The organism is Shewanella sp. BC20, from assembly GCF_003129585.1.
Taxonomy (GTDB): domain Bacteria; phylum Pseudomonadota; class Gammaproteobacteria; order Enterobacterales; family Shewanellaceae; genus Shewanella; species Shewanella seohaensis.
In genome coordinates, this window is record NZ_NHRI01000008.1 from 77,799 (window position 1) to 103,319 (window position 25,521).

At 48.3% G+C, this 25,521-nt stretch carries 20 protein-coding genes and 1 riboswitch; of the genes, 14 read left to right on the forward strand and 6 right to left on the reverse strand.

Annotated features, from left to right (window positions below; genetic code table 11):
- The first annotated feature begins 46 nt into the window (after nucleotides 1–46).
- Nucleotides 47–1,366 (forward strand): hypothetical protein, encoded by a 1,320-nt coding sequence (locus CBX96_RS10180; protein WP_109286611.1) that lies wholly within the window; start codon nucleotides 47–49, stop codon nucleotides 1,364–1,366.
- A 373-nt stretch (nucleotides 1,367–1,739) separates the two neighbouring features.
- Nucleotides 1,740–3,473 carry a hypothetical protein gene (locus tag CBX96_RS10185; RefSeq protein WP_109286612.1) on the forward strand — a complete coding sequence of 578 codons (1,734 nt, stop codon included), beginning with the start codon at nucleotides 1,740–1,742 and terminating at the stop codon, nucleotides 3,471–3,473.
- Between the two features lie 81 nt (nucleotides 3,474–3,554).
- Here the strand turns inward: CBX96_RS10185 and CBX96_RS10190 are convergent, their stop codons facing one another.
- Nucleotides 3,555–3,908, reverse strand: a complete 354-nt coding sequence (locus tag CBX96_RS10190) for a hypothetical protein (RefSeq protein ID WP_109286682.1) — start codon at nucleotides 3,906–3,908, stop codon at nucleotides 3,555–3,557.
- 460 nt (nucleotides 3,909–4,368) lie between these two features.
- On the opposite strand from CBX96_RS10190, the gene CBX96_RS10195 reads away from it, so the two are divergent.
- From CBX96_RS10195 to CBX96_RS10205, 3 genes are all read left to right on the forward strand, one after another.
- Nucleotides 4,369–5,598 (forward strand): dicarboxylate/amino acid:cation symporter, encoded by a 1,230-nt coding sequence (locus tag CBX96_RS10195; RefSeq protein ID WP_109286613.1) that lies wholly within the window; start codon nucleotides 4,369–4,371, stop codon nucleotides 5,596–5,598.
- 263 nt (nucleotides 5,599–5,861) lie between these two features.
- Nucleotides 5,862–6,980 carry an FUSC family protein gene (locus tag CBX96_RS10200; protein WP_011624770.1) on the forward strand — a complete coding sequence of 373 codons (1,119 nt, stop codon included), beginning with the start codon at nucleotides 5,862–5,864 and terminating at the stop codon, nucleotides 6,978–6,980.
- Nucleotides 6,981–7,111: 131 nt separating this feature from the next.
- Nucleotides 7,112–9,109: a M14 family metallopeptidase gene (locus CBX96_RS10205; protein WP_109286614.1), complete on the forward strand. Its 1,998-nt coding sequence runs from the start codon at nucleotides 7,112–7,114 to the stop codon at nucleotides 9,107–9,109.
- A gap of 24 nt (nucleotides 9,110–9,133) precedes the next feature.
- Here the strand turns inward: CBX96_RS10205 and CBX96_RS10210 are convergent, their stop codons facing one another.
- Nucleotides 9,134–9,901, reverse strand: coding sequence for a bifunctional 2-polyprenyl-6-hydroxyphenol methylase/3-demethylubiquinol 3-O-methyltransferase UbiG (locus CBX96_RS10210; RefSeq protein ID WP_109286615.1), 768 nt, complete (start codon nucleotides 9,899–9,901; stop codon nucleotides 9,134–9,136).
- Between the two features lie 270 nt (nucleotides 9,902–10,171).
- Between CBX96_RS10210 and CBX96_RS10215 the strand changes: the two genes are divergently transcribed.
- The 3 genes from CBX96_RS10215 (at nucleotide 10,172) to CBX96_RS10225 (ending at nucleotide 12,513) form a co-directional block, all read left to right on the forward strand.
- Nucleotides 10,172–10,948 (forward strand): hypothetical protein, encoded by a 777-nt coding sequence (locus CBX96_RS10215; protein ID WP_109286616.1) that lies wholly within the window; start codon nucleotides 10,172–10,174, stop codon nucleotides 10,946–10,948.
- 280 nt (nucleotides 10,949–11,228) lie between these two features.
- Entirely contained in the window at nucleotides 11,229–11,699 is a 471-nt protein-coding gene (locus CBX96_RS10220; RefSeq protein WP_109286617.1) for a hypothetical protein, read from the forward strand.
- A gap of 121 nt (nucleotides 11,700–11,820) precedes the next feature.
- Nucleotides 11,821–12,513: a hypothetical protein gene (locus tag CBX96_RS10225; RefSeq protein WP_109286618.1), complete on the forward strand. Its 693-nt coding sequence runs from the start codon at nucleotides 11,821–11,823 to the stop codon at nucleotides 12,511–12,513.
- Between the two features lie 289 nt (nucleotides 12,514–12,802).
- On the opposite strand, the gene CBX96_RS10230 is transcribed toward CBX96_RS10225, so the two are convergent.
- Together CBX96_RS10230 and CBX96_RS10235 are read right to left on the reverse strand one after the other, a co-directional pair.
- Nucleotides 12,803–13,246 carry a GIY-YIG nuclease family protein gene (locus CBX96_RS10230; RefSeq protein WP_109286619.1) on the reverse strand — a complete coding sequence of 148 codons (444 nt, stop codon included), beginning with the start codon at nucleotides 13,244–13,246 and terminating at the stop codon, nucleotides 12,803–12,805.
- A gap of 10 nt (nucleotides 13,247–13,256) precedes the next feature.
- The gene (locus CBX96_RS10235) at nucleotides 13,257–15,392 is read right to left on the reverse strand and encodes a S9 family peptidase (RefSeq protein ID WP_109286620.1); all 2,136 of its coding nucleotides are present in this window, start codon (nucleotides 15,390–15,392) and stop codon (nucleotides 13,257–13,259) included.
- A 240-nt stretch (nucleotides 15,393–15,632) separates the two neighbouring features.
- A riboswitch (FMN riboswitch) is annotated at nucleotides 15,633–15,867 on the forward strand.
- A 211-nt stretch (nucleotides 15,868–16,078) separates the two neighbouring features.
- On the opposite strand from CBX96_RS10235, the gene ribB reads away from it, so the two are divergent.
- Nucleotides 16,079–16,732, forward strand: coding sequence for a 3,4-dihydroxy-2-butanone-4-phosphate synthase (gene ribB / locus CBX96_RS10240; protein ID WP_109286621.1), 654 nt, complete (start codon nucleotides 16,079–16,081; stop codon nucleotides 16,730–16,732).
- 363 nt (nucleotides 16,733–17,095) lie between these two features.
- On the forward strand, nucleotides 17,096–20,329 hold the full coding sequence (locus CBX96_RS10245; protein WP_109286622.1) for an EAL domain-containing protein: 3,234 nt from the start codon (nucleotides 17,096–17,098) through the stop codon (nucleotides 20,327–20,329).
- Nucleotides 20,330–20,402: 73 nt separating this feature from the next.
- On the opposite strand, the gene ftnA is transcribed toward CBX96_RS10245, so the two are convergent.
- Nucleotides 20,403–20,939, reverse strand: a complete 537-nt coding sequence (ftnA, locus tag CBX96_RS10250; protein ID WP_011620966.1) for a non-heme ferritin — start codon at nucleotides 20,937–20,939, stop codon at nucleotides 20,403–20,405.
- A 328-nt stretch (nucleotides 20,940–21,267) separates the two neighbouring features.
- Here ftnA and glp point away from each other — a divergent pair, with 328 nt between their 5' ends.
- The 4 genes from glp to CBX96_RS10270 are packed head-to-tail and all read left to right on the forward strand — an operon-like array spanning nucleotide 21,268 to nucleotide 24,333.
- Nucleotides 21,268–22,521: a gephyrin-like molybdotransferase Glp gene (gene glp / locus CBX96_RS10255; protein ID WP_109286623.1), complete on the forward strand. Its 1,254-nt coding sequence runs from the start codon at nucleotides 21,268–21,270 to the stop codon at nucleotides 22,519–22,521.
- A gap of 11 nt (nucleotides 22,522–22,532) precedes the next feature.
- Nucleotides 22,533–23,294 carry a molybdopterin-synthase adenylyltransferase MoeB gene (gene moeB / locus CBX96_RS10260; protein ID WP_109286624.1) on the forward strand — a complete coding sequence of 254 codons (762 nt, stop codon included), beginning with the start codon at nucleotides 22,533–22,535 and terminating at the stop codon, nucleotides 23,292–23,294.
- 54 nt (nucleotides 23,295–23,348) lie between these two features.
- The gene (locus CBX96_RS10265; RefSeq protein ID WP_109286625.1) at nucleotides 23,349–24,011 is read left to right on the forward strand and encodes a Bax inhibitor-1 family protein; all 663 of its coding nucleotides are present in this window, start codon (nucleotides 23,349–23,351) and stop codon (nucleotides 24,009–24,011) included.
- 25 nt (nucleotides 24,012–24,036) lie between these two features.
- Entirely contained in the window at nucleotides 24,037–24,333 is a 297-nt protein-coding gene (locus CBX96_RS10270) for a DUF333 domain-containing protein (protein ID WP_089066656.1), read from the forward strand.
- A 43-nt stretch (nucleotides 24,334–24,376) separates the two neighbouring features.
- On the opposite strand, the gene rlmF is transcribed toward CBX96_RS10270, so the two are convergent.
- Nucleotides 24,377–25,471 (reverse strand): 23S rRNA (adenine(1618)-N(6))-methyltransferase RlmF, encoded by a 1,095-nt coding sequence (gene rlmF, locus CBX96_RS10275; RefSeq protein ID WP_109286626.1) that lies wholly within the window; start codon nucleotides 25,469–25,471, stop codon nucleotides 24,377–24,379.
- Between the last annotated feature and the right edge of the window lie 50 nt (nucleotides 25,472–25,521).

Here is a 25,521-nt window from a genome sequence, read left to right on the forward strand (position 1 = left end):
GCCAATCTGTTGGCTAAAATTCGTTTTCATCACAAGGAAGTTTATTATGCCTTCTGCCCACTTCCCCAGGTTTTTCTCTTTCATCGTCCTATATGGCTTACTTGTTTGGAGTAGCTTTCCTGCAGGTGCAGCACAGGATAGAGATCTGGCATTGGCAACTTTTGACAGCAAAACAGCACCACTGCTAAAGCAAGCAATTGTATTAGGGGAAACCGCGCCAGAGGACAAAATTGACGATGCGCTAGAGCGTCACCAAGGCGATGCAGTTGCCGTTTTAAAGGAAGGTATACCTCAACGTCTGGCGATTAAAGCAAAGCAACAACTCACATTAGCGGATGAATACCTTAAGTATTTTAAAGAATTACAGCAGCAAATTCCGCATACAAGCCAATGCCATCAACCGCAGCTGATGGCTGATTTTAACTCGCAAATCAAAGAACTAACTGCCTATGCAGATAGACTTAACACTTACTCTAATATCCAAAATCTAGGCGATGCCTTCCCAGCGTTAATGGACATGAATATCAGCCAGGCACGGGTCAATACCCTAACGAGTCTATTTCATCGATTTCGGATCTGTGTTTTAGGCGATGATTCACCAGCCTTGGTCGAGGGGCTCAGCGGCGAGAAAGGAGATGCAATAGCCAATGCCTTTATCAGTACATTTGCAGCCAAACAAGGAGTGATTCCGCCTACTGCACCCGAATATATGTCAGAGAATGATACTGAAGATATTTCCCAATTCAGTGAGATAGACGAGCCTGGGCTTATCCAAGAAAAACCAGATCAAGATTATGGCACCTTTGATGGGCCTCAAACAGAGGCCACAAGTGAGATTTCACAGCCCATTTCAGCCCTAAAATTTAGCAACAAGCCACTGGGGGACTGTATTCAACAACAGGCGAAACTGCTCGCGATTCAACAAAGCCAAGAACTCAACTTGCTGAATTGTCAGTTTAATCCCGCCGATATGGTGACATTGGACGACCTCAACGACTTTAGTCATCTTGACACCCTTAGCTTGAAAGGTGGCTCGCTCACTTCACTTTCTAATCTGAACAACAAGAATCTGAAAACACTTATGTTGAATAATATGAAAGTTACTGATTTTAAATCGAAAAACCTACAGCTAGATAGTTTGCTAATCAGCCAAGTGAATTCTAACAATTGGTCAAGCTTACTATCCCTTAACGCCCAGACAATTAGTATTGATAACACCGTTGATTGCAATCAACTCAAGCCTCTATTGACATCGGAAAAGCTGATCCCTATTCATCCAGGACTTAGCCCAACAGAAATGGCCGAACGTATGCAACAAGCAGAAGCTAATGGCATACCACTGTTAATGATCGAATGTGCAATCTAAAAATGTATCCAACCGACGTAAGCCGCTAAGAGCCCCTTATCATACTTTTGTATAGTTGTATGATTTTTAAACAAAAAGGAAAATATACGCGCTACTAATACAGCAATTTTACTGCGCTGTGTTACGACAGGAAGGATGCCAAACGTTGTCGTGAAAGGGATATCTCCAATATGCAGGGCGCGTTAGCGCACATGCTGCCAATTTATATCCCTCAGACTGATACTTACCAACCTTCTTAGCAACAGAAACTCAAGTTAACACCATTTGGCTTGGTAGTGATTAACGCTATAACACTTTGAATAAGCAAAGTGATCAGATGGCTTCACCCTCAATAAGCACAATGGAAATTGCCGAATTAATGTAAGGACACAAGATGTTTAAACCTAAACTGCTCTCTTTGCTGATCGCCACCAGTTTGCTGACGGCATGTTCTGGCTCAGACGATAAAGATAACACCACCACGACGCCAGAGCCGACGCCACCCACTGAATACGCACATAAAGTCACGGGTCAGGTCACTTATATCGGCGCTATCGCCGGGGCCAACGTGTGCGTCGATCTCAACCAAGACTTAAGCTGCTCAGAGGGTGAACCGAGCACCACTACGGGCACTGACGGTAAGTATCAAATCGATTGGAAAAGCGAGACCGAAAAACCTAACTATTACCTGTTAGCCAATTGGATTGATACCGCACCGTCATCTGCACGCTCAGCATTGGCGATGAGCTCCGCCGCAGCTAACACCAACGCCACCACTGGCGGCATGAACATCGTTGCCCTGCCCGATCATGCGGGTCATATCAACGCGCTGACCAATATTGAGTTTTCACGCTATCGCAAGATGATTGAGGCCGACTTAACGCCACAGCAAGTGATTGAGTTCCGCGCCAAACTCAAATCCTTATACGCCACTGGATTTAAACAAGTCGAAGCCGATTTATTTAGTCTTTCGCCAGAAATCACCCTGCAACCCACATTTATCGACACACTGCTGTTACACGATTACCTGCTAAACCTCACCAATGAGCGCACAGTGGAAATTTTGGCAGCTATCGAAGTGTTAATCGCCGCATTTGAAGCCTTCGAGAATTTAATCCTAGGGTATGGCTTTGGCACTGAGGCTTATCTGCAAACTAATCCCGTTGCCGTCACCAATAAGGTGGAGAGCACCTTAGTGTCCTTCGGTTATATGGAAGCGCCGGTTGATGACAAGGCGATGAACAGCACTGACTGGGATACAGTGTTTAGCAGTATATTCAATCCAACAGGCGAATCTCATTTGCTCAATATCGAAACTGTTCGCAATAGCCACTTTATCGCCTTATCTTATGGACTTGATAATGATAGTCTTTTTGGAGTTGTTTCAGGTGATGCAGTGGTGTTATTCGACAACGGATCAGGGGAGCCTAATCGTACTGAATGCTGGAATGAGCCGATGAAAAAATGGATCAATGCTTCGCGTAACGACCAAGGTTATCTCCTGAAAGAACCTGTGATTGAAGGTAACAAAATAAAAACCGTTCATGCCGGCACTGAAATCCCTGTCGAAATGAATTTCCATAAGTATCAAAACACGGCCGCTGACTGGCAGGATTTGCTGGCAAACCTCCCGAGCGACCTTAAGCTGGCGTCACTCAGTTGGCCTTCGCAAATATATCGCATCGATATCAAGCAATCGGCCGACGTGATTTGCCGCGAAGAAGATCCCGTAACCTATGAAACGGGTGTAGAAACCGCGAGCGAGCTTTCCTCTAGCTTGATCGTGAAGCTATTGTGGCCGTACTCTTACCCCGAGAGTTACATTGAGGACTCACCACATAAATTCACCATTCTCGATAGTTTCGGTCAGCCAGAACACCAATATGAATGGGACATTAGCACTAGTCCAAACGGCGGCAAGCTACTAACTATCACTGAAATTGAGGCGGACCCGATTACTAGCAAAACCATTCAGGCACACTACTATCTAGTGACGGCAAACTTACTGACAGAGGCAGATCTATTCAAAGCATTGGATACCGCTGAAAATAAACAACTCTACAACTTTACCTACGACAGCAGCTTCAGCAATACCCTGCGCAACCACTTTAAGTCGCTAGCAAAGTAAAGCTTACTCCATCCGCGCCCCAGCGTTGATTCGTCGGGGGCGCTTATATCTGCTTAAGTCGCGACCCCCACAAAGAGCCCATTAGAGGCAGATAAACGCATCTCGCTCATAGTAAAAGATAATGGCTTCAAGCAGTTCCTGTTCACTGGGCTGAGCTTTTTGCTGCTTAAGATTATCAATCACATCCTCTATTTGATCCGTGTTCAGCAGATAACCATAGTCACTGCGGCCTAAGCCATCCTCAAAGGCATCGATTTCATCATCCGAGAGATCCCTATCAGCCACTATCGGGAACAATAGCGTGGTCAGCTGTAGAGATTCACCTTGTTCCAGATCTTGATAAACCAGCCAATAACTTAATCCCGGTTGTTCGATGCACTTTCTTATCCAGCGCTGTAACGACTCGGGCTGACCGAAAAATGAGCTGATATTCATAATGTCCTCGAATGGCGTTGTCATAGTAAAACCGAGTGAGCCACTAAGTTGCATGGTCATAGAGGCTATTCACCACTCCCAAGATGCATACAAGTAACAGATGGGAGTTCTCGCGACTCAACCCGCCCCAAGAATACGAGAGGACATCTGCGTCCATCAAAGCCAAAATCACAATTCATCAATTCGATGGACAAAAAACCATTCAAATTTAAATAAACATCATTTTTAGGTATATATTTTTAAATATTATCCATTTAAATTGTGTGTTATTTAGGTTTTGGTTATTTTCAAACCAAGGTTGGTGATGTTTCACAAAACCCTTTACGCCAACTGTGGTACCTTAAGCGCCCAAAAAAACGTGTCAGGGCTGAGCTTTTACGCCAAAAGCGAGGGCAGGCCTGTAAATAGATAACTAGTCTTAAGACACAAAATACTGCTGTAACTGGGGAGTTTCGCAAGAATGAAGAGCAAGAGTTTATTAGGCAACATAGGTGTGCAAGTGGTTATTGCCATGATTATTGGCGCACTGGTCGGTTTTATCATGGGTGAAAGCGCGAGCATCTTCGCCCCGCTGGGTACCATCTTTATCCATTTAATCAAAATGCTAGTGATCCCACTGGTACTGGTGTCTATCATCAGCGGCGCCGCTAGCTTAGGCGATAGCCCCTCGGCGGGTAAGATTGGTGTCGGCACCTTCGGTTTCTTTATTGTCACCTCGGGGATTGCCGTGACCTTAGCTTTGGTCATGGGCAATCTGTTTAAACCCGGCGCAGGTGTCGACTTTACCGCCCATAGCAGTAGCGGCCTGATGGAAGTGACCGCCGAGCATGGCGCGCTGCCAGGAGTAATGGACACCTTTATTGGCATGATCCCAACCAATGTGTTCGAATCACTGACTGGCGGAAATATCCTTCAAATTCTAGTATTTAGTATATTTTTCGGTATCGCACTGACCAAGGTAAAAGGCGATGGCGCTAAGCCCATCATGGCGGCGTTAAATACCGTGGTTGACGCCTTTGTGTGGATGATCAACTGTGTGATGGTGATTGCCCCCATTGGGGTATTTGGCTTGATGGCCGATTCCGTCGGCACCTTCGGTTTCGATGCCTTAGAAGTCGTGTTTAAGCTGTTTGCCGTGTTTGTGGCCGCGATTCTGATCTACGGTTTTGTGTTCTTCCCCTTAGTGGTACAGCTGTTTTCTAAGGTATCGGCACGCCAATTTATTTCGGCGATGAAAAAACCTCAGGTGATGGCACTGTCGACGGCATCGTCTATGGCCACGCTGCCGGTGAATATGGAAACCTGCGAAGAAGATCTTAAGGTATCCAAGGCTACCACCGCCTTTGTGCTGCCTTTAGGTGCCACCATCAATATGAGCGGCAACGCGATTTACTATGGCTTAGTCGCCATGTTCTTCGCGCAGATGTACAACATCGATCTGTCGATGACCGCCTATGCCGCGATTATCTTTACCTCTACCTTAGGCGCCATTGGCCAAGCGGGTGTCCCCGGCCCGTCATTTTTAGTGGTCGCTGTACTACTGGCCGCAGGGATTCCAATTGATGGTTTACCACTGTTATTCGCCCTCGACCGAGTGTTTGACATGATCCGCACCGCGCTCAACATCACGGGTGATGCCGCCTGCGCCATCATTATGGATAAGTACACCGCAGAGCCAAGCTCGAACTAACAGCATAAATACATTGATACACCAAGGCTTGAATAGGCTTACTTATTCAAGCCTTTTTTATAGCTAAACCCTCGGGATACCGCATCTTATCCCACTGATTTTGTATCACTTAATGCAGTTTTATGTGATCTTGGCGACGCCTTGGTCTAAGCTCAAACGGCGCCGCCTCGCAATTCGTATTTCTTTATCCGCCAAGCCACACGGACACAGTGCCTTTCTGCGATAATGGCTTAGCTACCATCAGTCCAAAGGAGTGTTGCATTATGTCCGTATTTGCCCCTGCAAGCCCTTTTGCCGACTTTATCTATCGTCATTTCCGCGCCATTCACGCCCTTAAACTCGGCCTCGCCCTGCTGATTGCCGTCACCATTAACGCCATTTGGTCGCCGCCGCATTTCATTTGGAGCATGGTGACCATAGTGATCATTATGATGAGTCTGCCACAGGTGGGCGGCGCAATTGAAAAGTCCCTGCAACGGGCGGTAGGCACCTGTTTAGGCTCGGCTTATGGCGTGATGTTAGTGGCCACTATCGACAGTTATTGGCTGATTATGGGGCTGCTGATCTTAGGGGTCACGCTGATCTGTTTTATCTCGGCGGGGCGCTACAGCTATGCCTATCTGGTGGCAGGATTCACCATTATTATCGTGGTGGGCGATGCGAACCACGATACCTCAGAGGCACTCTGGCGCACGGCGAATATTCTGCTCGGTTGTGTTATCGCCATTCTGGTATCGCTGTTTATCTTCCCGATTAAGGCCAAACAGGACTGGCGCAGCCAGCTCGCCAATGCCATAGACAGTATGGCCAAAGTGCTTACCCAACATCTACAGGCCCCCGCCAACCATGATTTAGACTTTCGCGCCGAACTCGAGGCGGCAATGAAGGCGGTATTAACCCAGAAGAAACTGTTTTTCTCCCTCGAGTGGGAAAGCCAAACCCTGAAAAAACATAAAGTGCTGCTGGCGGAATTAGTCAATAAACAGGTGCGGCTGATCACCCTACTCGAGCTATTACCTTTGAGTCGCTGGCAGGAGGCCGACAAAGAGGCATACCACCAAATCAACCGTGTCGCCGCCGAGCTTACGGCTTATCTTCACAGGCTGAGTGAATTTGTTGCGGGCAAAACAGCCACATTGCCCACACTACCAAATTCATTAGAGCAGGAGTTGCAGCACAGATTACAACTCAGCTTGGCCGCTCAAACGCCAAATTCGGCCCCTTTAGCCAATGAAGTTGCGCAAGGATTTGCCCTCACGGGATACGGCTGGCTTATCTATCAACTCGCCATTGCCGTCGAAGCGCTCTACGCCGATATCGAGATTATCGAAATCGCCTATAGCGGACAAACCGTGTTACATAAAACCGCCAAACCTTCATAGACTGTTACCACGGGGCATGGCAGCAAAAATCACTCACCCGAACCAAGATAAACCCTTGGCAGCCCTTGCACTCGCAGGGGCTTAATGAAAAGATACCGCCCTAATAAAAATTCGATGTGTGGACTGTTTTCATGCGCTTGTTTTCCCCTTCCGTTATCGCCATTGCCTGCTTATCGGCGGGTTCACTATTCACCGCCCAGTTAGCCGTTGCCGCGAATACCGAAGTCGCGCAACCCGAAGTGACAACAACTGGAGCTGCCAACGCTGAAGTTGCCAATGCTGAAGCCGCTAAAACTGACGCGGTTAACGCCAGTGCCGACAGCAGCGCTTCGCCCGCGGCAGAAGCCACTCCCGCAGCCGCAGTGGCAGCGACACCGACTCGCGCCAATACCTTTGTGAATGACGCCATTCTCCCGCCAAGCATCACTTGGCACGGTGGCAGCGAAGCTCTGTTACTCAGCGCCGATAACGAATGGGCGACGCCCTTCGAGCAAAGCAACGGCACCGAAAGCCCAAGCTATGACGATACCATTACATGGCTCGACCGATTGGCGGCCGAAACCACCAAATTGCAGAAAGTCAGCCTAGGTAAGAGCCCTCAAGGGCGCGACATTTGGATGTATGTCGCCAGCAGCGAAGGCATTAACGAATCTGCACGGCTAAAGCAAAACACTAAGCCGACGATTCTGGTGCAGGCGGGGATCCACGCCGGTGAAATCGACGGTAAAGATGCCGGCATGATGCTGCTGCGGGATATCATCAAAGGCGACAAGAGCGACCTACTCGAAAAGGCTAACTTGCTGTTTGTGCCGATGTTTAGTGTCGATGCCCATGAGCGCAGCGGCGAATTTAACCGCGTAAATCAGCGCGGCCCTGTCAATATGGGCTGGCGCACCAATGCCAATAACCTCAACCTGAACCGTGACTACGCCAAAGCCGACACCTTAGAAATGCAGCATATGCTGCGGGCAATCAATGTGTGGCAACCGGATTTGTATATCGATGTGCATGTCACCGACGGTATCGACTACCAGTACGACGTCACCTTTGGCTACAACCTCGCCCAAGGCTTGAGCCCCGCCAGTTTCCGCTGGCTCGAAAATAGCTACCGCCCAGCGGTCGAAGCGGCATTAACCGCCCAAGGTCATATCCCAGGTCCGCTGATTTTCGCCGTCGACAATACCGATATCACTAAAGGCATGTCACTGTGGAACCCTAGCCCACGCTTCTCTAATGGTTATGGTGATGCCCGCCATCTGCCCACCATTTTGATTGAGAATCACAGCTTAAAACCCTTTAAGCAGCGCGTACTTGGCACCTATGTGATGCTAGAGCAAACCCTGAAAACCGTAGGTGACCAAGCGACTAAGTTAAAGAGTGCGATTCAAGAGGATAAATACCGCGCCTCGCCACTGATCACATTAACGTGGAAATCGGCGCCACTGGCTAAAGGCTGGGATTTTAAAGGTATAGATTACAAGCTTGAGCAGAGTCCGATTAGCGGCACCGAGGTAGTGCGCTGGACAGGCGAGCCCAAGCTGTACCCGAACCTACCTGTGATTGCCGAAACTGTGCCCGACATTAAAGTCACTCGCCCGAGTGCTTACTATATTCCCGCCCAGTGGACACAAGTGATCGACCGCTTAAATCTACACGGCATTCGGATGACACGTTTAAGCAAGCCAACAGAGCTTAAATTGCAGCAATACAGCTTGAGCAATCCGGTGTTTAATACCAAGGCGTTCGAGGGACGACTCACAGTGAAGGCCGACTCGACACTGGCCAAACTGACCACCACCTTGCCCGCGGGCACAGTGAAAATCAGCACAGATCAACCCTTAGGCGATCTGGCGATTTTACTGCTCGAGCCACAATCACCGGACTCGTTACTGCAATGGGGCTTCTTTAACCCGATCTTTACCCGTACCGAATACATTGAGGACTACGCAGTAGAGCCGCTGGCCGCCAAGATGCTTAAGGAAGATCCCAAGCTACAGGCGGAATTTAACAAAGCACTGGAAAACCCAGAGTTTGCCGCCGATCCCGAGGCACGCTTACGCTGGTTCTATGAGCGCAGCCCTTACTACGACAATCAATATCTTAAGTATCCAGTCTACCGCAGCCGTTAATCCCGCAGTTAAAAACAGCAAGGATTAAGCAGGCTTACGCGCGCTAATGCTATACACCAAGGGCACCTGTTGCCCTTGATGTGTTAGTACATAACGGCCATCGGCTTGCGCCTCTAGCCCTTCGAAACAGTTATAGGGGCTAAACGCAAACTCGTGGAAGAACTCCAACACTAAGCCAGCCTGCAATAAGGCATTGATCACCTCAGACAAGCTATGGGACCAGCACATTAAGGTTTGCTGCTCATCACCGGCATTCTCGGTATAGGTCCCTTCCTGCTCAATATCTGGCTCACCGCGATTAAAATAGCTATACCCATCGAATAGCTGCTGCGCCGGATGAAACTCGGCCATATAAAACTGTCCGCCGGGCTTTAAACACGCCGCAATGGTCTGCGCCCAGAGTGTTAAGTCCGGCAACCAAACAATCGCACCATAGGAGGTAAAAACAATATCTTGCGGCTCAACCTTGCCCGCCACACTGTAGACATCGCTACAGATAAACTCGGCGGACAACTCAGTCTGCAGCGCCAGCTTGCGCGCCTCAGCAATCGCCACCTCGGATAAATCGACCCCAGTTACCTTTGCGCCCATTCGCGCCCACGACAGGGAATCTAAACCAAAATGACATTGCAGATGCAATAGGCTTTTGCCCGCCACCGCAAGCTCATTTAATTCGATTTCCGTTAAGGAGCTGTTGCCACTCAAAAAGCCTTCAACATCATAAAAATCAGAGGTTAAGTGCACTCGTGTGCGGGCATCCCAAGCGATTTTATTGGTCGTTAAGTAATCCATATGAGTCCTTTCTAGTCATGCGATTAGCCAAGCGGGCTGAATGGACACACGCTAACCGAATAAGTGAGTAATTTCACCACTCTTTGGGGAAAATCACTCATTCAGCGGACATGTCCGCCCACAATCAAGCGGACACATTTTATTTATCTACATGATTATTAATACATTTTAAAATTGGCATAGGATGTGCTAATTCAAGTGATATCAAGTTTATCGCTCATAGCTCAGCACTCAGTCGGTCGTCGAGTGTCGATAACAAGGAAGAAGAAAATGTCACTACGCCCTTTTATATTCACCCTCGGATTTGTCGCCCTCTTTACGGTTGGCGTGTCACTCACTGGCTGCATTATCAATGTGAACGCCGCTGGCATGCCGGATTTAGACCACCAACAACGTGAACTCAGCCTCGATGCTCAAGACCTACAGGCGCTCGTCGCCGAAACAGGTGCAGGCAGCCTTGAAATTATCGGTGTCGAAGGCCTGACCCAAATTAAGCTAGTCGCTGATATCTATAGCAATGACGATAGCAAAGTCATTCTCACCCTCGAGAAAAAGGCCAACAAAGCCCAGCTTAAGGCCGACTTTGAATCCCATAGCAGCTTTAGCAATTACTCACCCTATATCGACCTTAAGTTACAAGTGCCCGCCGGATTAGCGCTGGACATAGACGATGGTTCAGGTGCGATTTTGATCAACAAGATGACGGAGGATATCAAGGTCAAGGATGGCTCGGGCGAACTAGTTATTCATGGCGGCAATAATGTCAGCATCGACGATGGTTCTGGCGCGATTGAAGTCAGCCAAGTCAACGGTAATCTGGCGATTGTCGATGGCTCTGGTGGCATCCAAGTCAATGATATTAAAGGCAGCATCACCATTGATGATGGTTCAGGTGAAATCAACGTCGCCAATGTGCAAAACACAGTCACCATCAACGATGGCTCAGGCGATATCAATGTGGTGAACACTAAGGGCTTAACCATTCTCTCGGCAGGCTCAGGGGATGTGAGCTTCGATAAAATCGATGGCCCCGTCAGTAAACACTAAGCCCGTTAGACCAACAGCGTTACCGCTCCACCAACTTCCCGGCGTAGAGACTGATGTTGCAGTACCCAACCAAATGTCAGTCTTCTACCCACCCCTTTTGCGTTACCGTTCCATGGACATTCTTATGCACTTTATGCCACTAACCCCTTGTAGTGGCATCTTTTTTTGTGCGACCATAAAACTTAAATTTGCGATAACCAGACTTTAACTCCGCGAATTTGTTAAGATAATTCACCTTCCCGCTCGATAGTCACGCAGTATTGCCTGTAAGGTCGAAAATATGGATCAGTTTTCGGAATACCAACAAGAAATTGAATCGCTTTCCCTATCGGATAACCCAAGAGAAATAATGGAAGGACTAGGGGATATTTGTTTTGATGGCGAAACCTTTTATCAGAATGGTAATACAGCCCTCGCTAAACACATTTTCGAGCATATTTACGCCTTAGATGCGCACTCGGACTATTTCTCACACGCCAGATCAGTCGCCAAAACCTTCCTCATTAACCTAGGAGAAATACCCCCCATTTCCCTAGAGGAGACTATTTTACAAATGCAGCATGAGCATGCCGCATTGAGCCAACAGCAGCTAAATCTGTTGATTGCAAAGCGTATTTTTAGGGAATTTAGCCATCATCAAGACGCTATTCGCACCGCGTTGGAGTATCTCAATAAAGCCGAAGCACTCGCGCCTTTGTGCAAAAGCGACCTTCGGTTTAAAACCTTAGTCAGCTCAAATATGAGTGAGTAAAGGGATAGAGTGACAAAATAAATCATTAGAATTTAGAGCCATTTCTCAAAAGAAATGCAAAAACATACCGGAAGAGATCAGCGACCTGAATTCAACAACCCAATTTTAATTAAGTGATAATATGGACATTTCATCTTTTAAGAAATATATAAAGTTAGCACCAGAAAATGTTTCAGAATGGCAGAAGTGGGAAAATTCATTACCTAACTTCGATTCTATATTACCAATATTAGATTATGTCTATAACATTGAGTGGCAGCGAGATGATTGGAAAGCCATAATGTCATTCATTCGGAAAGGTTATGTTGAGCAAAATGAATCATCAGAATTAGTTGACGGGATTAAGCATGTGAATATATTCAACTCCAAAGTTATTAATCTAGAAGTTGATGTCGCCATTTCATTAAATTGCTCTATTGTTCGTTCATTAGAGTCAATCAATTTATGCTCAGATTCAGTCGAATCATTAAGTGTATCCCATGCAAGCAAACTTTCTGAAATTACCGGAAACATCCAGAATTTAAGTTACTTATCTTTAAACAAATGTCAAAAGTTAGATTTTGGCTCTATCATTCCTACGCTTGACAGCGTAAAAATTTTAGACCTCAGTGGAAACTCACAATTGACCAGCATTGACGAATTGCGTGGAAATAAAAATATTTTTGCGTTGTATCTGGTTGAAACTAACGTAATGAAAGCTAAAGAGACAGTAGAAATCTTGGCCTCGATACCAAACTTGAAAAAACTATGGATTAAAGCAAACAAAAAGGAGTTGGCACTTTTAAGAGAAGCTCTACCTGGGATTGTAAATTAAACATAAAAAAGACCGGACTGGTAGTTCGAGAGAAGTTTATCGAGAAAACCACTGTTGAATTTGGATATGTTCATGCAAATAAGATACTCAGAGGTTAACGGGATTAAGCACTGACATGGAAGTGACCGTCCGTGACATGGCCGCTCTTTCACATCCATGTGATCGCGGCATTCGCACTTCCTTATGCAGCAGATGTCACGGTCGAGCCTATAGGGATACTTCTTGTTAAATGAAAGGGCGGCGTGTCACTGGAATGACAGAGCTCAATCATTTTAAGGTGTTAACTTTTTTATTGAGCACTATGCTCAAAAGCTGATTCAATCAACGCCAGCTTTTGACTGCGGCTTAACTTTTTAACCGCAATCTCACGCTTTAGGGCATCACTGCGGGTGCCAACTTGTTCTTGATACATTAGAGTTAATGGCCCTTTACCGCGCAGGTACTTTGCTGCTTTGGGGCTGCTTGATTGATGTTCGTTAAAGCGGCGTGCGACATCTGTGGTTATGCCTGTGTATAAGTGGCCATTGGCGCAGCGGATAAGGTACAGATACCACGTCAAGACTTGTTCTATCTCTGACGTTGCGCCTTGCTCCGAAGTCACAGCTTGCTCAGCTACTTGCGCTTCAGGCTTGCTCGAAAGTTTATATTTGTTAACAACTTGCGCTTGGCTAGCCCCTTTTTGGGGGCTAGCCGAGGGAGTTGAATTAGCGGCTTCAATCACTAAATCGGTCACCCGTTGGTGCCTACTTAGCCATGCCGAGCAAGCTTAAGAAGAAGGCATATTCCTGCGCCGTGTCTTGATATTGGCGATAACGGCCACTCTTGCCACCGTGGCCAGCATCCATATTGACGTCGAATAACAACACCTTATCGTCCAGTTTGTACCATTTATTTTGCACTTCACGCAGTTTTGCTACCCATTTCGCTGGCTCGAAATACTGCACCTGTGAATCATGCAAACCTGTGGTGACCAACAGGTGTGGGTACTCATGGTCGGCAACATTGTCGTAGGGCGAGTAGCTGAGCATATAGTCGAAATAGGTCTTCTCGTTTGGATTACCCCATTCATCGTACTCATTGGTGGTGAGCGGAATTGACTCATCGAGCATGGTCGTGACCACATCCACAAAGGGCACGTGTGCTGCAATGGCAAAGTACTTTTCAGGCGCCATATTAGCAATCGCGCCCATTAATAGCCCACCAGCACTGCCGCCCGAGGCCACCACTTTATTTTTATCGCCATAACCTTCCTCGGTTAAGGCGGTGGTGACATCGATAAAGTCATTAAAGGTATTCTTTTTATTCAGCAACTTACCCGCATCGTACCAAGGACGACCTAACATTTCGCTGCCGCGCACATGGGCGATGGCATATACAAAGCCGCGGTCGAGCAGACTGATAACCGACGACGAAAAGTCAGGCTCTACTGTGTAACCATATGAACCATAACCATATTGGTACAGAGGGTTGGTGCCGTCTTTCTTGAACTTATCCTTACGATACACCAAGGACACTGGCACCTTAGCGCCATCGCGGGCGGTGACAAATAAACGTTCGGCGCGGTATTGGCTGGCATCGAAGCCGCCGAGCACCTGCTCCTGCTTAAGCAAATCGCGTCTATCGGGATTGCTTAAGTGGTACTCATAAATCGCCTCGGGCGTAGTCAGGCTCGAGTAGAAAATCCGTAACTTATCGCTATCTTGCTGGGCGTTAACATCTAAACCGAGCACATAGGCGGGTTCGTCAAAACTCAGCTCAAAGGGCTTTTGACCATTGAATGGCATCACTTTAATGCGCGTTAGGCCATTTTCACGGGTTTGAATCACCAAATAATCCTTCAGCACTAGCTCGTCTTCGATGCGCGCATTGGGATTATGGGCAACCACTTCCTGCCATTTGGACTTATCGGCGGCATCCTTAATCGCCACTTTCATCAAACGGAAGTTAGTCGCCTGCCAGTTGGTCAGGATGTAATAGCTATCGCCCAGCTTAGAGACGCTGTATTCATGGCCTTCTTCCCGCGCGAGCACAGGTTTGAACAGGCTTAGGGGATCATTAGCATCCAACACTGACACTTCGCTGGTTGTGGTGCTCTCGTGGAACAGCACAATTTGCGACTCGTCTAAACTCTTGCCAAGGGAGATGTAGTAAGCATCATCTTGCTCCTCATACACCAACACATCGCGCGATTGTGGCGTGCCGAGTTCGTGGCGATATACGCGGTAACCCAGCAGGGTTTGCAGATCCTTGGCAATATAAAACACATGGCGATTGTCATTGCCCCAAACGATTCGACCCTCTGTGTTTTCAAGCACATCGGTGATCATGGCGCCGGACTCAATATCTTTAAAGTAGATGTTATACACGCGGCGGCTTAACACATCCTCACCGAAGGCCAACATGGTTTCATCTGGGCTGACGCTGACGCCACCTAAACCATAAAACTCATGGCCCTTAGCGCGCTCATTCACGTCCAGCATCATTTGCTCAACCCCGTCACTGCCTTTGCGGGCGATCAGCGGATATTCGCCGCCCTCTTGGTAGCGGCGGTAATAGCTGTGCTGGTGCCATTGGTAAGGCACGCTCGACTCATCGGCCACTAAGCGCCCAGTCAGTTCGTTAAACAGCCCATCCTGCAATGACTTAAGCGGCTTAAAGTAAGCTTGGGTGTAACGGTTTTCGGCATTCAGATGCGCCAAAACCTTAGGATCTTGGCGTTTATCGTCGCGCATCCAGTAGTAATCGTCGGTGCGCGTGACCCCGTGCAAGGTCATCACATGGGGAATTTTTTCCGCAACGGGCGCAGAGACTTGCCCTTTTGGAGTGGAGCAACCGGGTAATAGCATAGCGAGACCTAAAGTAAGCAGCAGAGTGCGCATTTATACGTCCTTGTGACGTTCAAACACCATCGTGGGGCACGACGGCAAGCCAATAAGTTGATGTGCCGGATATGATATACCCAAGCTAGCGCTTGTTGCGAGTTTCCTAAAGATGATGCTGGTTTAAGCTTGGCGGCTAGTTGTGCGCTTGCGCAAACATTGCCCAATTTATGGCGCGATTTTATTGCCATTCCAACTAAATAGGCGCAACATAACCGCGTTTTTAGGCCAAGGCCTAACAACAATTCTCAGGGCGGGGTGAAACTCCCCACCGGCGGTAAATAGTGGCGTGAGTCGTTTTCACTCCCACTAAAGCCCGCGAGCGCCCGAACGCAATTTCGGGGTCAGCAGATCTGGTGACTTAGCTTGTCTCGTTTTGGTTAACGCCTATCGAGCGCTACTATTCCAGAGCCGACGGTAATGGACTGTTTGCATACATTGCAACGGTACTGAGTCCGGATGGAAGAGAATGTAAGACAACATTAGGATGCAGGCGCTTCGTTTCAGCCAATGAGCGAAAGCCATCGTCATCTGAATGTTAGCCTCATATTTTGCAATTGCCGACGTAAGCCATTGAGCTTAAATGGGTCTATTGCTACAGCTCAATCCCCATTGGGGTAAAAGCTGTATTTCTGCACGCCCTGATTCTGGAAATTCCCATGTCGTATTTTTGAAGGATATTAACCATGAATCAGTCTTTACTTGCTCCTTTTGGTACTGCTATCGAACGCGTTGAAGCGGGTCTTGAAGCCCTGCGACAAGGCCAAGGTGTGTTGGTCGTTGATGACGAAGATAGAGAAAACGAAGGCGACTTAATTTTTGCCGCCGAGTCACTGACCAATGCGCAAATGGCCATGCTGATCCGCGAATGCAGCGGTATTGTGTGTTTGTGTTTACCAGATGAAAAGGTCAAAGCCCTCGAGTTGCCACCTATGGTCGAAAACAACTCGAGCCAATATGGCACCGCGTTTACCGTGAGTATCGAAGCTAAAGTGGGTGTTACCACTGGCGTTTCGGCTGCGGATCGCGTCACCACCATTAAAGCCGCTATTGCCGACCATGCTAAGCCGAGTGATTTAGCTCGCCCAGGCCATGTGTACCCACTGCGCGCCCAACCCGGCGGCGTATTAACTCGCCGTGGCCATACCGAAGGCACTATCGATTTAATGCAACTGGCCGGACTCAAGCCTGCGGGCGTGTTATGTGAAGTCACCAATCCCGATGGCACTATGGCGCGTCTGCCAGAAATTATCGCCTTTGGTGCAGCGCACAATATGCCAGTGCTGACGATTGAAGATATCGTCGTTTACCGTAAGTCGTTATTAGCCAACGTTGGCTAATTAACCCCACAAGCGGAATTCGATTTAAAGGACGTCGGCCCTGCCCACGTCCTTTTTTATTGGCCAATTATCCTTGGCACAAAATCTTAGCTTTTGTATCAAATCCCATCGGATATCACAGACAGGCAATTTATTTGTTTGCTAGGTGAGTAAATACACTAATAAAAATAGTATGTTAGTTATATATAATAAATAACTGAATTTCGTGAGCTAGATTAGATATCCATAAACTAGGGGTCGCGACCCTCTTGCTTCTATGTTAAATATCCACACCCAGTGTCTGGTTTTTTTCGCTTTCAACATATCAAGGTTATGCCTTGATTTTTTATGTCTCCAACCAGGCAAAAGTAGGAGTAAGTTTACATGCCATCCACGCTACAGCATCTCAGCCTGAAGCAGAAGTTGATTCTGTTTTCACTGCTACCTTTGCTGATGATGAGTATTTTTGTGTTGTCGCGGATGTATGTGCTAGTGAAGGAATATCGCTCCGCCAATCAGAATCACTTGGCAATCCAAGCGACCGCCCAAACCACTGAACTACTCTACCAACTGCATAACGAATATGGCCTCAGCGCCCAGCTTTCAGCCCCCGCGCTCCCCCAAGAAGAAACTCGCCTCCTACAGCAGCAACAGATTACATCCAATGCCTTAGACACCCTGCTCAACGGCTCAGCCTTAAGCAACTTGATGTCCGCATTGGGTCGCAATCAACTCGCCGCCGTGCAGTTGCAGGAGCAGCTCAATACCCTGACACTGCTGAGCCATAAACTGGCTTCGGGTCGCCAAGAGGCTTTAGACCAACATCCCAAGGCATTTATCGATTTATACAACCAGTTCAACACTGAATTGGTCAAACTTATCCAGCAATTACAGCTACAAACCAGCAATATCAGCCAATCTAGGGCCTACACGGATTTACTCAATATACTCATGGTGCAACAGCTGGCGGTAAAAGAGCGCGATGCAATTAATCGGATGTTACAGTCGCAGACGCTGAGCATTAACGACTACCGCGCGATCAGCACCATAATGTACGAATATGGCCAAGCAGTTGAACATGCGAGCAATGCCTCGATTTCCGACCGCCAATCCTTAATACGCAAGGTACAAACCTCCCCCGAAAACCTGCGTATCCTCAAGATAAGCCAACGCATCGAACAGCAAATCCGCGTCAGTACCTTAGTGCAAAATATCAATGCCCATTTAGGCTACGGTGGCTTGATTGACAGTTTTCAAGACTATTTGATTAAGGGAAACAGTGCCGCGCTGGAACGATTTACTAAGGCGCTATCGATTATTCAGCTCAATCTCGACGAGTTAAATCATGAGATCCGCAATATTCCTGATCTTAAGCCTGCGGTAAAAACCATTGAGGACAGCATAGATCAATATCAATTCTGCATGACCCAGTTGCAGCAGTTGAAGCATCAACAGCTCTCACTCGAAGAAATCAGCGCCCTTATCCAAGTGGATGATCAGGATCTAAGTGCCGCCATCAATAAATTGCTTATGCCGCCACATCCCGTCAGCAGCAAGCACTGGTGGTCACTCACCAGCGATAGGATCAATAAGTTGCACGCCATCAGTGATGAAATCACCGAAAAAATGGCTCATCAGAGTGAGGTTGAGCAGACTAAGTCACTCAGTTTGCTCGGGTTATATCTATTCTCCGCGATTTTTACCGCGGCAATTACCCTCTGGCTCGGCCGCAAAATCATTCGTAGCTTTATGGTCAAAATCACTAAGATTGCCAATGATATGCAGCAAATGGCCGCCGATCCGCTGCTCAATATCAATATCGATGCCTCAGGCACCGACGAGCTGGCCCGCATGGCACAAGCCATGAATCGGATGATCAGCGAGCGCCAAAAGGCCAACCATGCGCTGAGTCGCGCCGCCGCCGTATTTAACTATTCCGCCGAAGGCATTATGGTCACGGATGCCGATAACCATATCGAGTTGATTAACCCGGCCTTTAGCCAGATCACCGGCTATAGCCTCGAAGAGGTGAAGGGCCGCAGCCCCTCGATTTTAAGCTCGAATCGCCACCCGCATCATTACTACACCGCCATGTGGGAAGCACTGCATAAAGAGGGCAAATGGGAAGGCGAGATCTGGAATAAACGTAAAGATGGCCAAGTGTATCCCGAGTACCTCGCCATTACTGTGGTGCGTAATGAACAGGGCGAAATAATCCAACATATTGGTTTATTTATGGATATCAGTAAGCGCAAGCAATACGAACAAGACCTCTGGTATCAGGCAAACTTCGACACCTTAACTGGTCTCCCCAACCGTAAGCTGTTTAACGAGCGCCTGCAGCATGAAATCCAACTCGCCCAACACGACTCCCGCAAGCTGGCGATTCTGCTGATCGACTTAGACCAATTCAAATATATCAATGATGTACAAGGCCATGCGACGGGCGATCTCTTGTTGCAAGACGTGGCTAAGCGGCTGGAAAATATTGCTGGTAAGAACGACTTTGTCGCCCGCATCGGTGGCGACGAATTTGTGCTTATCCTCCCCCGCGTTACCAATGAGTTCGCGATTGAACATATGGCGAGCCGGATCATTGAAACCTTAGCCGCGCCCTTTAACTTAAATGAGCGGGAAATCCAGATCTCCGCCAGCTTCGGCATCGGCGTCTACCCCGAGGACGGGCTCGATGTGAGTTCGCTGACCCGCAATACCGAGATGGCCATGTATCAGGCCAAAGATGCTGGGCGGAATAACTTTAAGTACTTTACCTCCGGCATGAACCAAGCCATGTTTGCCCGCATGGAGCTGGAACAACGACTGCGCCGCGCCGTGGCACAGGATGAATTTACCCTATTTTATCAACCGATTGTCGATATGAAGACGGGGCAAATTTGCAGCGTTGAGGCGCTGATCCGCTGGCAAGATCCCGACTTAGGGCTGATCCCGCCAGACCAGTTTATCGCTATCGCCGAAGAGACAGGGCTTATCGAACCTATGGGCGAATGGGTGCTCAACCAAGCCATGCACGATTTAAGACAATGGCAGCATATGGGGCTCAACCTGAATGTCGCCATCAATGTCTCCAGCCGTCAGTGCATAAACACCCGGGGTATCGGCTTCGACCAAGTGTTGCAGGAATGCTTTAACCGTCACCATATCAATCCTAGAAACGTGCATATCGAGATCACCGAGAGCATGCTGATGGGTGATGCCAGCCACTGCTTAAGCACCCTCGAATCCATCCGCCACTTAGGCTCGCAGATTTATATAGATGACTTTGGCACTGGCTATTCATCATTGAGTTATTTGAAGAAATTCCCAATTTCGGTCATCAAGATTGACCGCAGCTTTGTCGAGCACGCCCTCGAAAACTGTTCTAACGCCAATCTGGTCAAGGCCATTGTGATGATGGGGCAAAGTCTTGAGATGGAGCTTGTCGCCGAAGGAATCGAAACCGAGGCCCAATGGAAGTTTTTGCGTGACTTAGGCTGCCACTATGCACAAGGCTATTTACTCTCGAAACCGCTGCCATTCGATGAGATAACCCCATTACTCGGCCAGACCTTGCCGAAAATGTTGCACTTAGAGCAGCGTGAGAAATGCGTAAACAGTTGATATAAAGGCTCATTAAGCTGAATGATCGCCAACAAAAAAGCAGCCTAGGCTGCTTTTTTATCATCACAATGGCTTAGGCCTGTGGCTGGCTTTGGGGGTTCATAATGCTCTCACCGCCCTTTGATGCCAACTTAGCTAAATCTTTATCGATAAAGAACAGTGCTTTACCATCTTCGCCCACTAAACGGATCTTATCGACGATCGACTTAAACAGCTTTTCTTCTTCGTGCTGCTCGGCGACATACCATTGCAGGAAATTGAAGGTCGAATAATCTTGGTTTGAAAAGGCTGCATGGGCCAAGGCATTGATCTTACTGGTGATCAATTGCTCGTGTTCATAGGTCAGCTCGAATAACGCCAGCAGTGAATCAAACTGCGACTGCGGCGCTTCAATTGCACCCAGTAGCGGTAAGCCGCCAGTTTCGCTCACATAAGTGAACAAACGACGCATGTGGCCCATCTCTTCATCCGCATGTTCGCGCATAAATTTTGCTGCGCCTTCAAAGCCTTGATCTTCACACCATGCACTCATTTGCAGGTATAAATTAGAGGAGAAGAACTCCATATTAATTTGTTCATTCAACTTTTCGATCATGGTTGCAGACAGCATAGTTAATCCTCTTGGGCATTAGAACTGAAATCTTGGCACACATTGTCATGAAGGGCGTCGCCAAAAGCAACAAAATTTACCTTTGTTTATTGAGCTAAGTTAATGATTAGTTGATAAAAATGATTTTCATTTGTTCACAGACTCGCGTTTAGCGCCGCCTGAGCTGTAGTGCAAAATCACAAAGTAGAAGGATTCACCTTAGGCAACACTTAAGGGGGAAACTGTCTGACAAATCACATAAACTCCTATGCAGATCATAGCCAAGCAAGCACAGCGTGGCATAATAGCCCCCATATTTGCCCAATCTTTTGCCCATAAGGAAGACCCGATGTCCGTGAAAGCCGATCCTTGTTCGCAACCTAGCTTAATGCATCCAGATCAAGCCATTCCCCTTCTGCTTGAGCAGGTTAGCCCAGTGTCAGACACCGAAGTCGTTACTCTTCCCCACGCGCTTGGCCGCGTTTTAGCCGAGGATTTGGCCTCTTGTATCGATTTGCCGCCCTTCGATAACTCTTCGATGGACGGCTACGCCTTTCGCTTTGCCGATTTAGCGACTGACACCAATCAAACCACGCTGACACTGATTGGCAGTTCCTTCGCGGGCCATGGTTTTGAAGGTGCAATCACCCCTCACTCCTGCGTGCGCATTATGACGGGCGCGCCGGTGCCAGCGGGTTATGACACAGTGCAAATGCAGGAAGAGACCCAAGCACAGGGCAACCAAATCCAAATCAATCACCCTAAGGCTAAGGGTGCCAATGTTCGCTGCCGTGGTGAAGAATTGCGACAAGGCACCAAAGTGCTGAAAGCGGGCATCGAAATTAAAGCCGCAGAACTTGGCGTACTCGCCACCATTGGCGTGAGTCAGGTGCGGGTTTACCGCCAACTCAAAGTGGCGTTTTTCTCCACAGGCGATGAACTACGCCCCGTGGGCAGTGACTTAGCGCCGGGACAAATTTACGATTCGAACCGTTATTCCATCCAAGGTTTACTCAGCCGCGCCAATGTGGAATGGCTGGATTTAGGCGTGATAGCCGACGACCCAGAGGCGATTCGCCACGCATTTCGCCATGCCGCAAGCCAAGCGGATATGGTGTTAACCTCGGGCGGCGTCTCGGTCGGTGAAGCTGACTTCACCAAACAAATACTTGATGAGGAAGGCAGAATCACCTTCTGGAAACTCGCGATTAAACCGGGTAAACCCTTCGCGATGGGACGCATAGGCAAGGCAGTATTCTGCGGTTTACCGGGCAATCCAGTCTCATCCATGGTGACCTTCTACAAGTTGGTGTGGCCAATCTTAAATAAGATGCAGGGCTTAACCCCGAAAGCGCCACTGATGTTGTCCGCCACCCTGACAACCCCAGTGCGTAAACAGCCCGGCCGCGTCGAGTATCAGCGCGGCATTTTATCCCGCAATGCACAGGGCGAATCGGAAGTGGCCATCACGGGCAGCCAAGGTTCGGGCATGTTGACCTCTATGAGTCTGGCGAATTGTTTCGTGCTGCTGGAGCAATTCCAAGGTGACACCCCTGTGGGCACGCAAGTGACGGTTGAACCTTTTAATTCAGTGCTCTGCTAAGGTGCGCCTCGATGAATGAACAACTAGAGATCCTCAGCGACGGTGAACTCACCCGCTACAGTCGCCAAATCTCAATCAAAGCGATGGATATCGATGGCCAAGAGCGCTTAAAACTCGCCAAAGTCTTGATGATTGGCGCCGGCGGTTTAGGCTGCGCGGCGGGGCAATATCTAACCGTTGCGGGCATTGGCGAGCTAACTTTAGTGGATTTCGATACGGTCGAACTCTCTAACCTGCAGCGCCAAGTACTGCATCAGGATGCCACTATCGGCCAACCTAAGGTCGAGTCGGCCAAGCAGAGCCTTAATCGGCTCAATCCTCACGTTAAAATCAATACCATCAATGCGGTATTGGATGACCATGAGATCGATGCCTTAGTCGCCGGCCACAGTATCGTGGTCGATTGCACCGACAATGTGAGTGTGCGTGAACAGTTAAATCAGAGCTGTTTTAAGCACAAGATCCCACTGGTCTCGGCCGCCGCGATTCGTATGGAAGGCATGGTCACCGTCTTCGACTATCAAGCACAAACGCCTTGTTATCATTGCTTTAGTTCACTCTTTGGCGAGCAGCAACTCAGCTGTGTCGAGTCGGGCATTCTCGCCCCCGTGGTGGGCATGGTCGGCTGCTTACAGGCCGTCGAAGCCATTAAAGTTATTGCGGGAATGGGCAAAACACTCGCCGGACGAATATTGATGATCGATGCCATGACCATGGAATTTCGCGAAATGAAACTCCCTAAACAACCCCACTGCAAGATTTGTGGTGAGTAACAGAGTAACCTTCACCACTTAGCACGCTTTATACAATTAAGGATATAAAAATCAATGGATTCTGAAAACAGCGTATTCGACCGCCGTACAACCGATGACACTATCATAGGGGCGGGACTTTATAATTTAGTGATTGGCTTAACCCTGCTTTGGGGTTTTGCCGTGAACTATATGATGGTCAGCCATATCGACCCCGAAGCGATTGCCAGCGTTAACCCGTGGATTTTCTTTATCGGTTATTTCGCCTCCTGTTTCTTCGGTATTTATCTGTTCCAACGCTCCAGCAATCCCCTCGTCAGCTTTATCGGCTACAACTTTGTGGTCGTGCCCTTCGGTTTGATCATTAATATGGTCGTCAGCCAGTACGACCCCGAGCTGGTGACCGAAGCGATTCGGATAACGGGCCTAGTGACTATCGCCATGATGTGTTTGGGGACGCTGTTTCCGGCCTTCTTCCAAAAAATTGCTGGGGTGCTGACTATGGCACTCTTACTGGTGATAGTAGTTGAACTGATTGAAATATTTATCTTTAATACCCATCACGGTATTTTAGACTGGATAGTTGTGGTTATTTTCTGCGGCTATATTGGCTACGACTGGGGGCGCGCGAATCAGATCCCTAAAACCGTCGATAATGCCGTCGACAGCGCCGCCGCGTTATACATGGATATCATCAACCTATTTCTGCGCATCCTGCGGATTTTAGGACGTAAATAAGTCACTCAACGACAAGGAAAACAGCATGAAGTTAACATCACCACTGTTAATCGGCCTGATTATGTGCGGCAGCTTAGCCGGCTGCGGCGACAAAACCGAGCCTGCAACCCAAGCGCCAGCCGAAGTAAAAACTGAAGCTAAAGCAGCGACTAAAGTGAAAATAGCCAATCCAGCCGCCGAATATTGCGTCTCACTGGGCGGCACCTCGGAAATCCAAAAGACTGCTGAAGGTGAACAGGGTGTCTGTACTTTGCCAAGCGGTGAAAAAATTGATGAATGGGCGCTATTTCGCCGTGACCATCCACAGGAAAAAGCCCAGTAATTGAGGCTGCATAAAACAACAGGCGCACTCGGCGCCTGTTGTTTTATGTCCCGCTAACTATCTGATTTCGCCACTGCAAACGTTTAGCCTGCGAATGGAAACTCCATGCGAGCACCCGAGTGACCTTATTGCCCTGCTGCATCTCGATGGTTTTAACGGTATCGACACCTAACTTTTCCAAAGCCTGATAACAGGGCTTTAGATTCTCCTGCTTCGACACTAAGCTGGTAAACCACAAACACTGCTCGGCAAATACTTGGCTCTCGCGGATCATAGTGGCTAAGAATTGCTTTTCCCCCCCTTGGCACCATAACTCCGCCGCCTGACCACCAAAGTTTAAGGTCGCGCTGGTCGCTTTAGGCTGCTCACCACGATTAAGTTGCAGATTACGCACCTTACGCAGCGAGCCTTCACTCGCTTCTTTTAACGATCCATGAAAGGGAGGATTGCACAGGGTTAACTCAAAGCGATCAGAAGCTTGAATGATCCCCTTAAAGACCGCCTTGTCATCCTGCTGCCGCCTTAAGGATAAGTGCCCCTGCAAACTCGGGTTATTGTCGATAATCCGCTGCACATTGGTAAGCGACTGAGGATTAATATCCGAGGCGACAAACTGCCAGTCATACACTTGATGCCCTAAGATGGCGTAAACACCATTCGCCCCAGTGCCTATATCTAAGGCACGGATTGCCGCAGCGCGCTTAACTTTGCCGCCCTCAAATAACAGATCGGCCAAGTAGTGCAGATAATCGACCCGTCCAGGGATTGGTGGGCACAGCGCGCCCTTGGGAATATCCCAAAATGCCAGCCCATAATGATGTTGCAAGAGGGCCGCATTCAGAGTTTTTACCGCCAAGGGATCGGTAAAATCGATCGATAAGGCGCCATAAGGTGTGGGCCGAACAAAGGCTTTTAGCTTAGGGTAACTCGCCATCAGTACCGGAAAGTCATAGCCATTAATATGCAAATTACGTGGATGTAGGCGCTTCTTCTCGCCGGGCTTTACTTTGGGCTTGCTGGCCGTTTTCGGTTTCGCAGTTTTGGGTTTGGCTACCGATTTTGGCGTGTTTGGCTTACCTCGTTTACCTGCGGATGACGTCGCGGGTTTTGCGGCAGTTTTAATGGCGGGTTTAGGCATAATGACTTATCAACAAGGGCGGGCTGAACCAAAGTTCAGCCCTTAGCATA

Excerpts from the sequence above, each read along its gene's own strand:
- CBX96_RS10265 (WP_109286625.1), top strand. The coding sequence starts at position 23,349 with ATGGATTCTGAAAACAGCGTATTCGACCGCCGTACAACCGATGACACT.
- CBX96_RS10190 (WP_109286682.1), bottom strand. The coding sequence starts at position 3,908 with ATGAATATCAGCTCATTTTTCGGTCAGCCCGAGTCGTTACAGCGCTGG.
- CBX96_RS10195 (WP_109286613.1), top strand. The coding sequence starts at position 4,369 with ATGAAGAGCAAGAGTTTATTAGGCAACATAGGTGTGCAAGTGGTTATT.
- rlmF (WP_109286626.1), bottom strand. The coding sequence starts at position 25,471 with ATGCCTAAACCCGCCATTAAAACTGCCGCAAAACCCGCGACGTCATCC.
- CBX96_RS10200 (WP_011624770.1), top strand. The coding sequence starts at position 5,862 with ATGTCCGTATTTGCCCCTGCAAGCCCTTTTGCCGACTTTATCTATCGT.
- CBX96_RS10225 (WP_109286618.1), top strand. The coding sequence starts at position 11,821 with ATGGACATTTCATCTTTTAAGAAATATATAAAGTTAGCACCAGAAAAT.
- CBX96_RS10185 (WP_109286612.1), top strand. The coding sequence starts at position 1,740 with ATGTTTAAACCTAAACTGCTCTCTTTGCTGATCGCCACCAGTTTGCTG.
- ribB (WP_109286621.1), top strand. The coding sequence starts at position 16,079 with ATGAATCAGTCTTTACTTGCTCCTTTTGGTACTGCTATCGAACGCGTT.
- moeB (WP_109286624.1), top strand. The coding sequence starts at position 22,533 with ATGAATGAACAACTAGAGATCCTCAGCGACGGTGAACTCACCCGCTAC.
- glp (WP_109286623.1), top strand. The coding sequence starts at position 21,268 with ATGTCCGTGAAAGCCGATCCTTGTTCGCAACCTAGCTTAATGCATCCA.
- CBX96_RS10180 (WP_109286611.1), top strand. The coding sequence starts at position 47 with ATGCCTTCTGCCCACTTCCCCAGGTTTTTCTCTTTCATCGTCCTATAT.
- CBX96_RS10245 (WP_109286622.1), top strand. The coding sequence starts at position 17,096 with ATGCCATCCACGCTACAGCATCTCAGCCTGAAGCAGAAGTTGATTCTG.
- CBX96_RS10205 (WP_109286614.1), top strand. The coding sequence starts at position 7,112 with ATGCGCTTGTTTTCCCCTTCCGTTATCGCCATTGCCTGCTTATCGGCG.
- ftnA (WP_011620966.1), bottom strand. The coding sequence starts at position 20,939 with ATGCTGTCTGCAACCATGATCGAAAAGTTGAATGAACAAATTAATATG.
- CBX96_RS10220 (WP_109286617.1), top strand. The coding sequence starts at position 11,229 with ATGGATCAGTTTTCGGAATACCAACAAGAAATTGAATCGCTTTCCCTA.
- CBX96_RS10210 (WP_109286615.1), bottom strand. The coding sequence starts at position 9,901 with ATGGATTACTTAACGACCAATAAAATCGCTTGGGATGCCCGCACACGA.
- CBX96_RS10270 (WP_089066656.1), top strand. The coding sequence starts at position 24,037 with ATGAAGTTAACATCACCACTGTTAATCGGCCTGATTATGTGCGGCAGC.
- CBX96_RS10235 (WP_109286620.1), bottom strand. The coding sequence starts at position 15,392 with ATGCGCACTCTGCTGCTTACTTTAGGTCTCGCTATGCTATTACCCGGT.
- CBX96_RS10215 (WP_109286616.1), top strand. The coding sequence starts at position 10,172 with ATGTCACTACGCCCTTTTATATTCACCCTCGGATTTGTCGCCCTCTTT.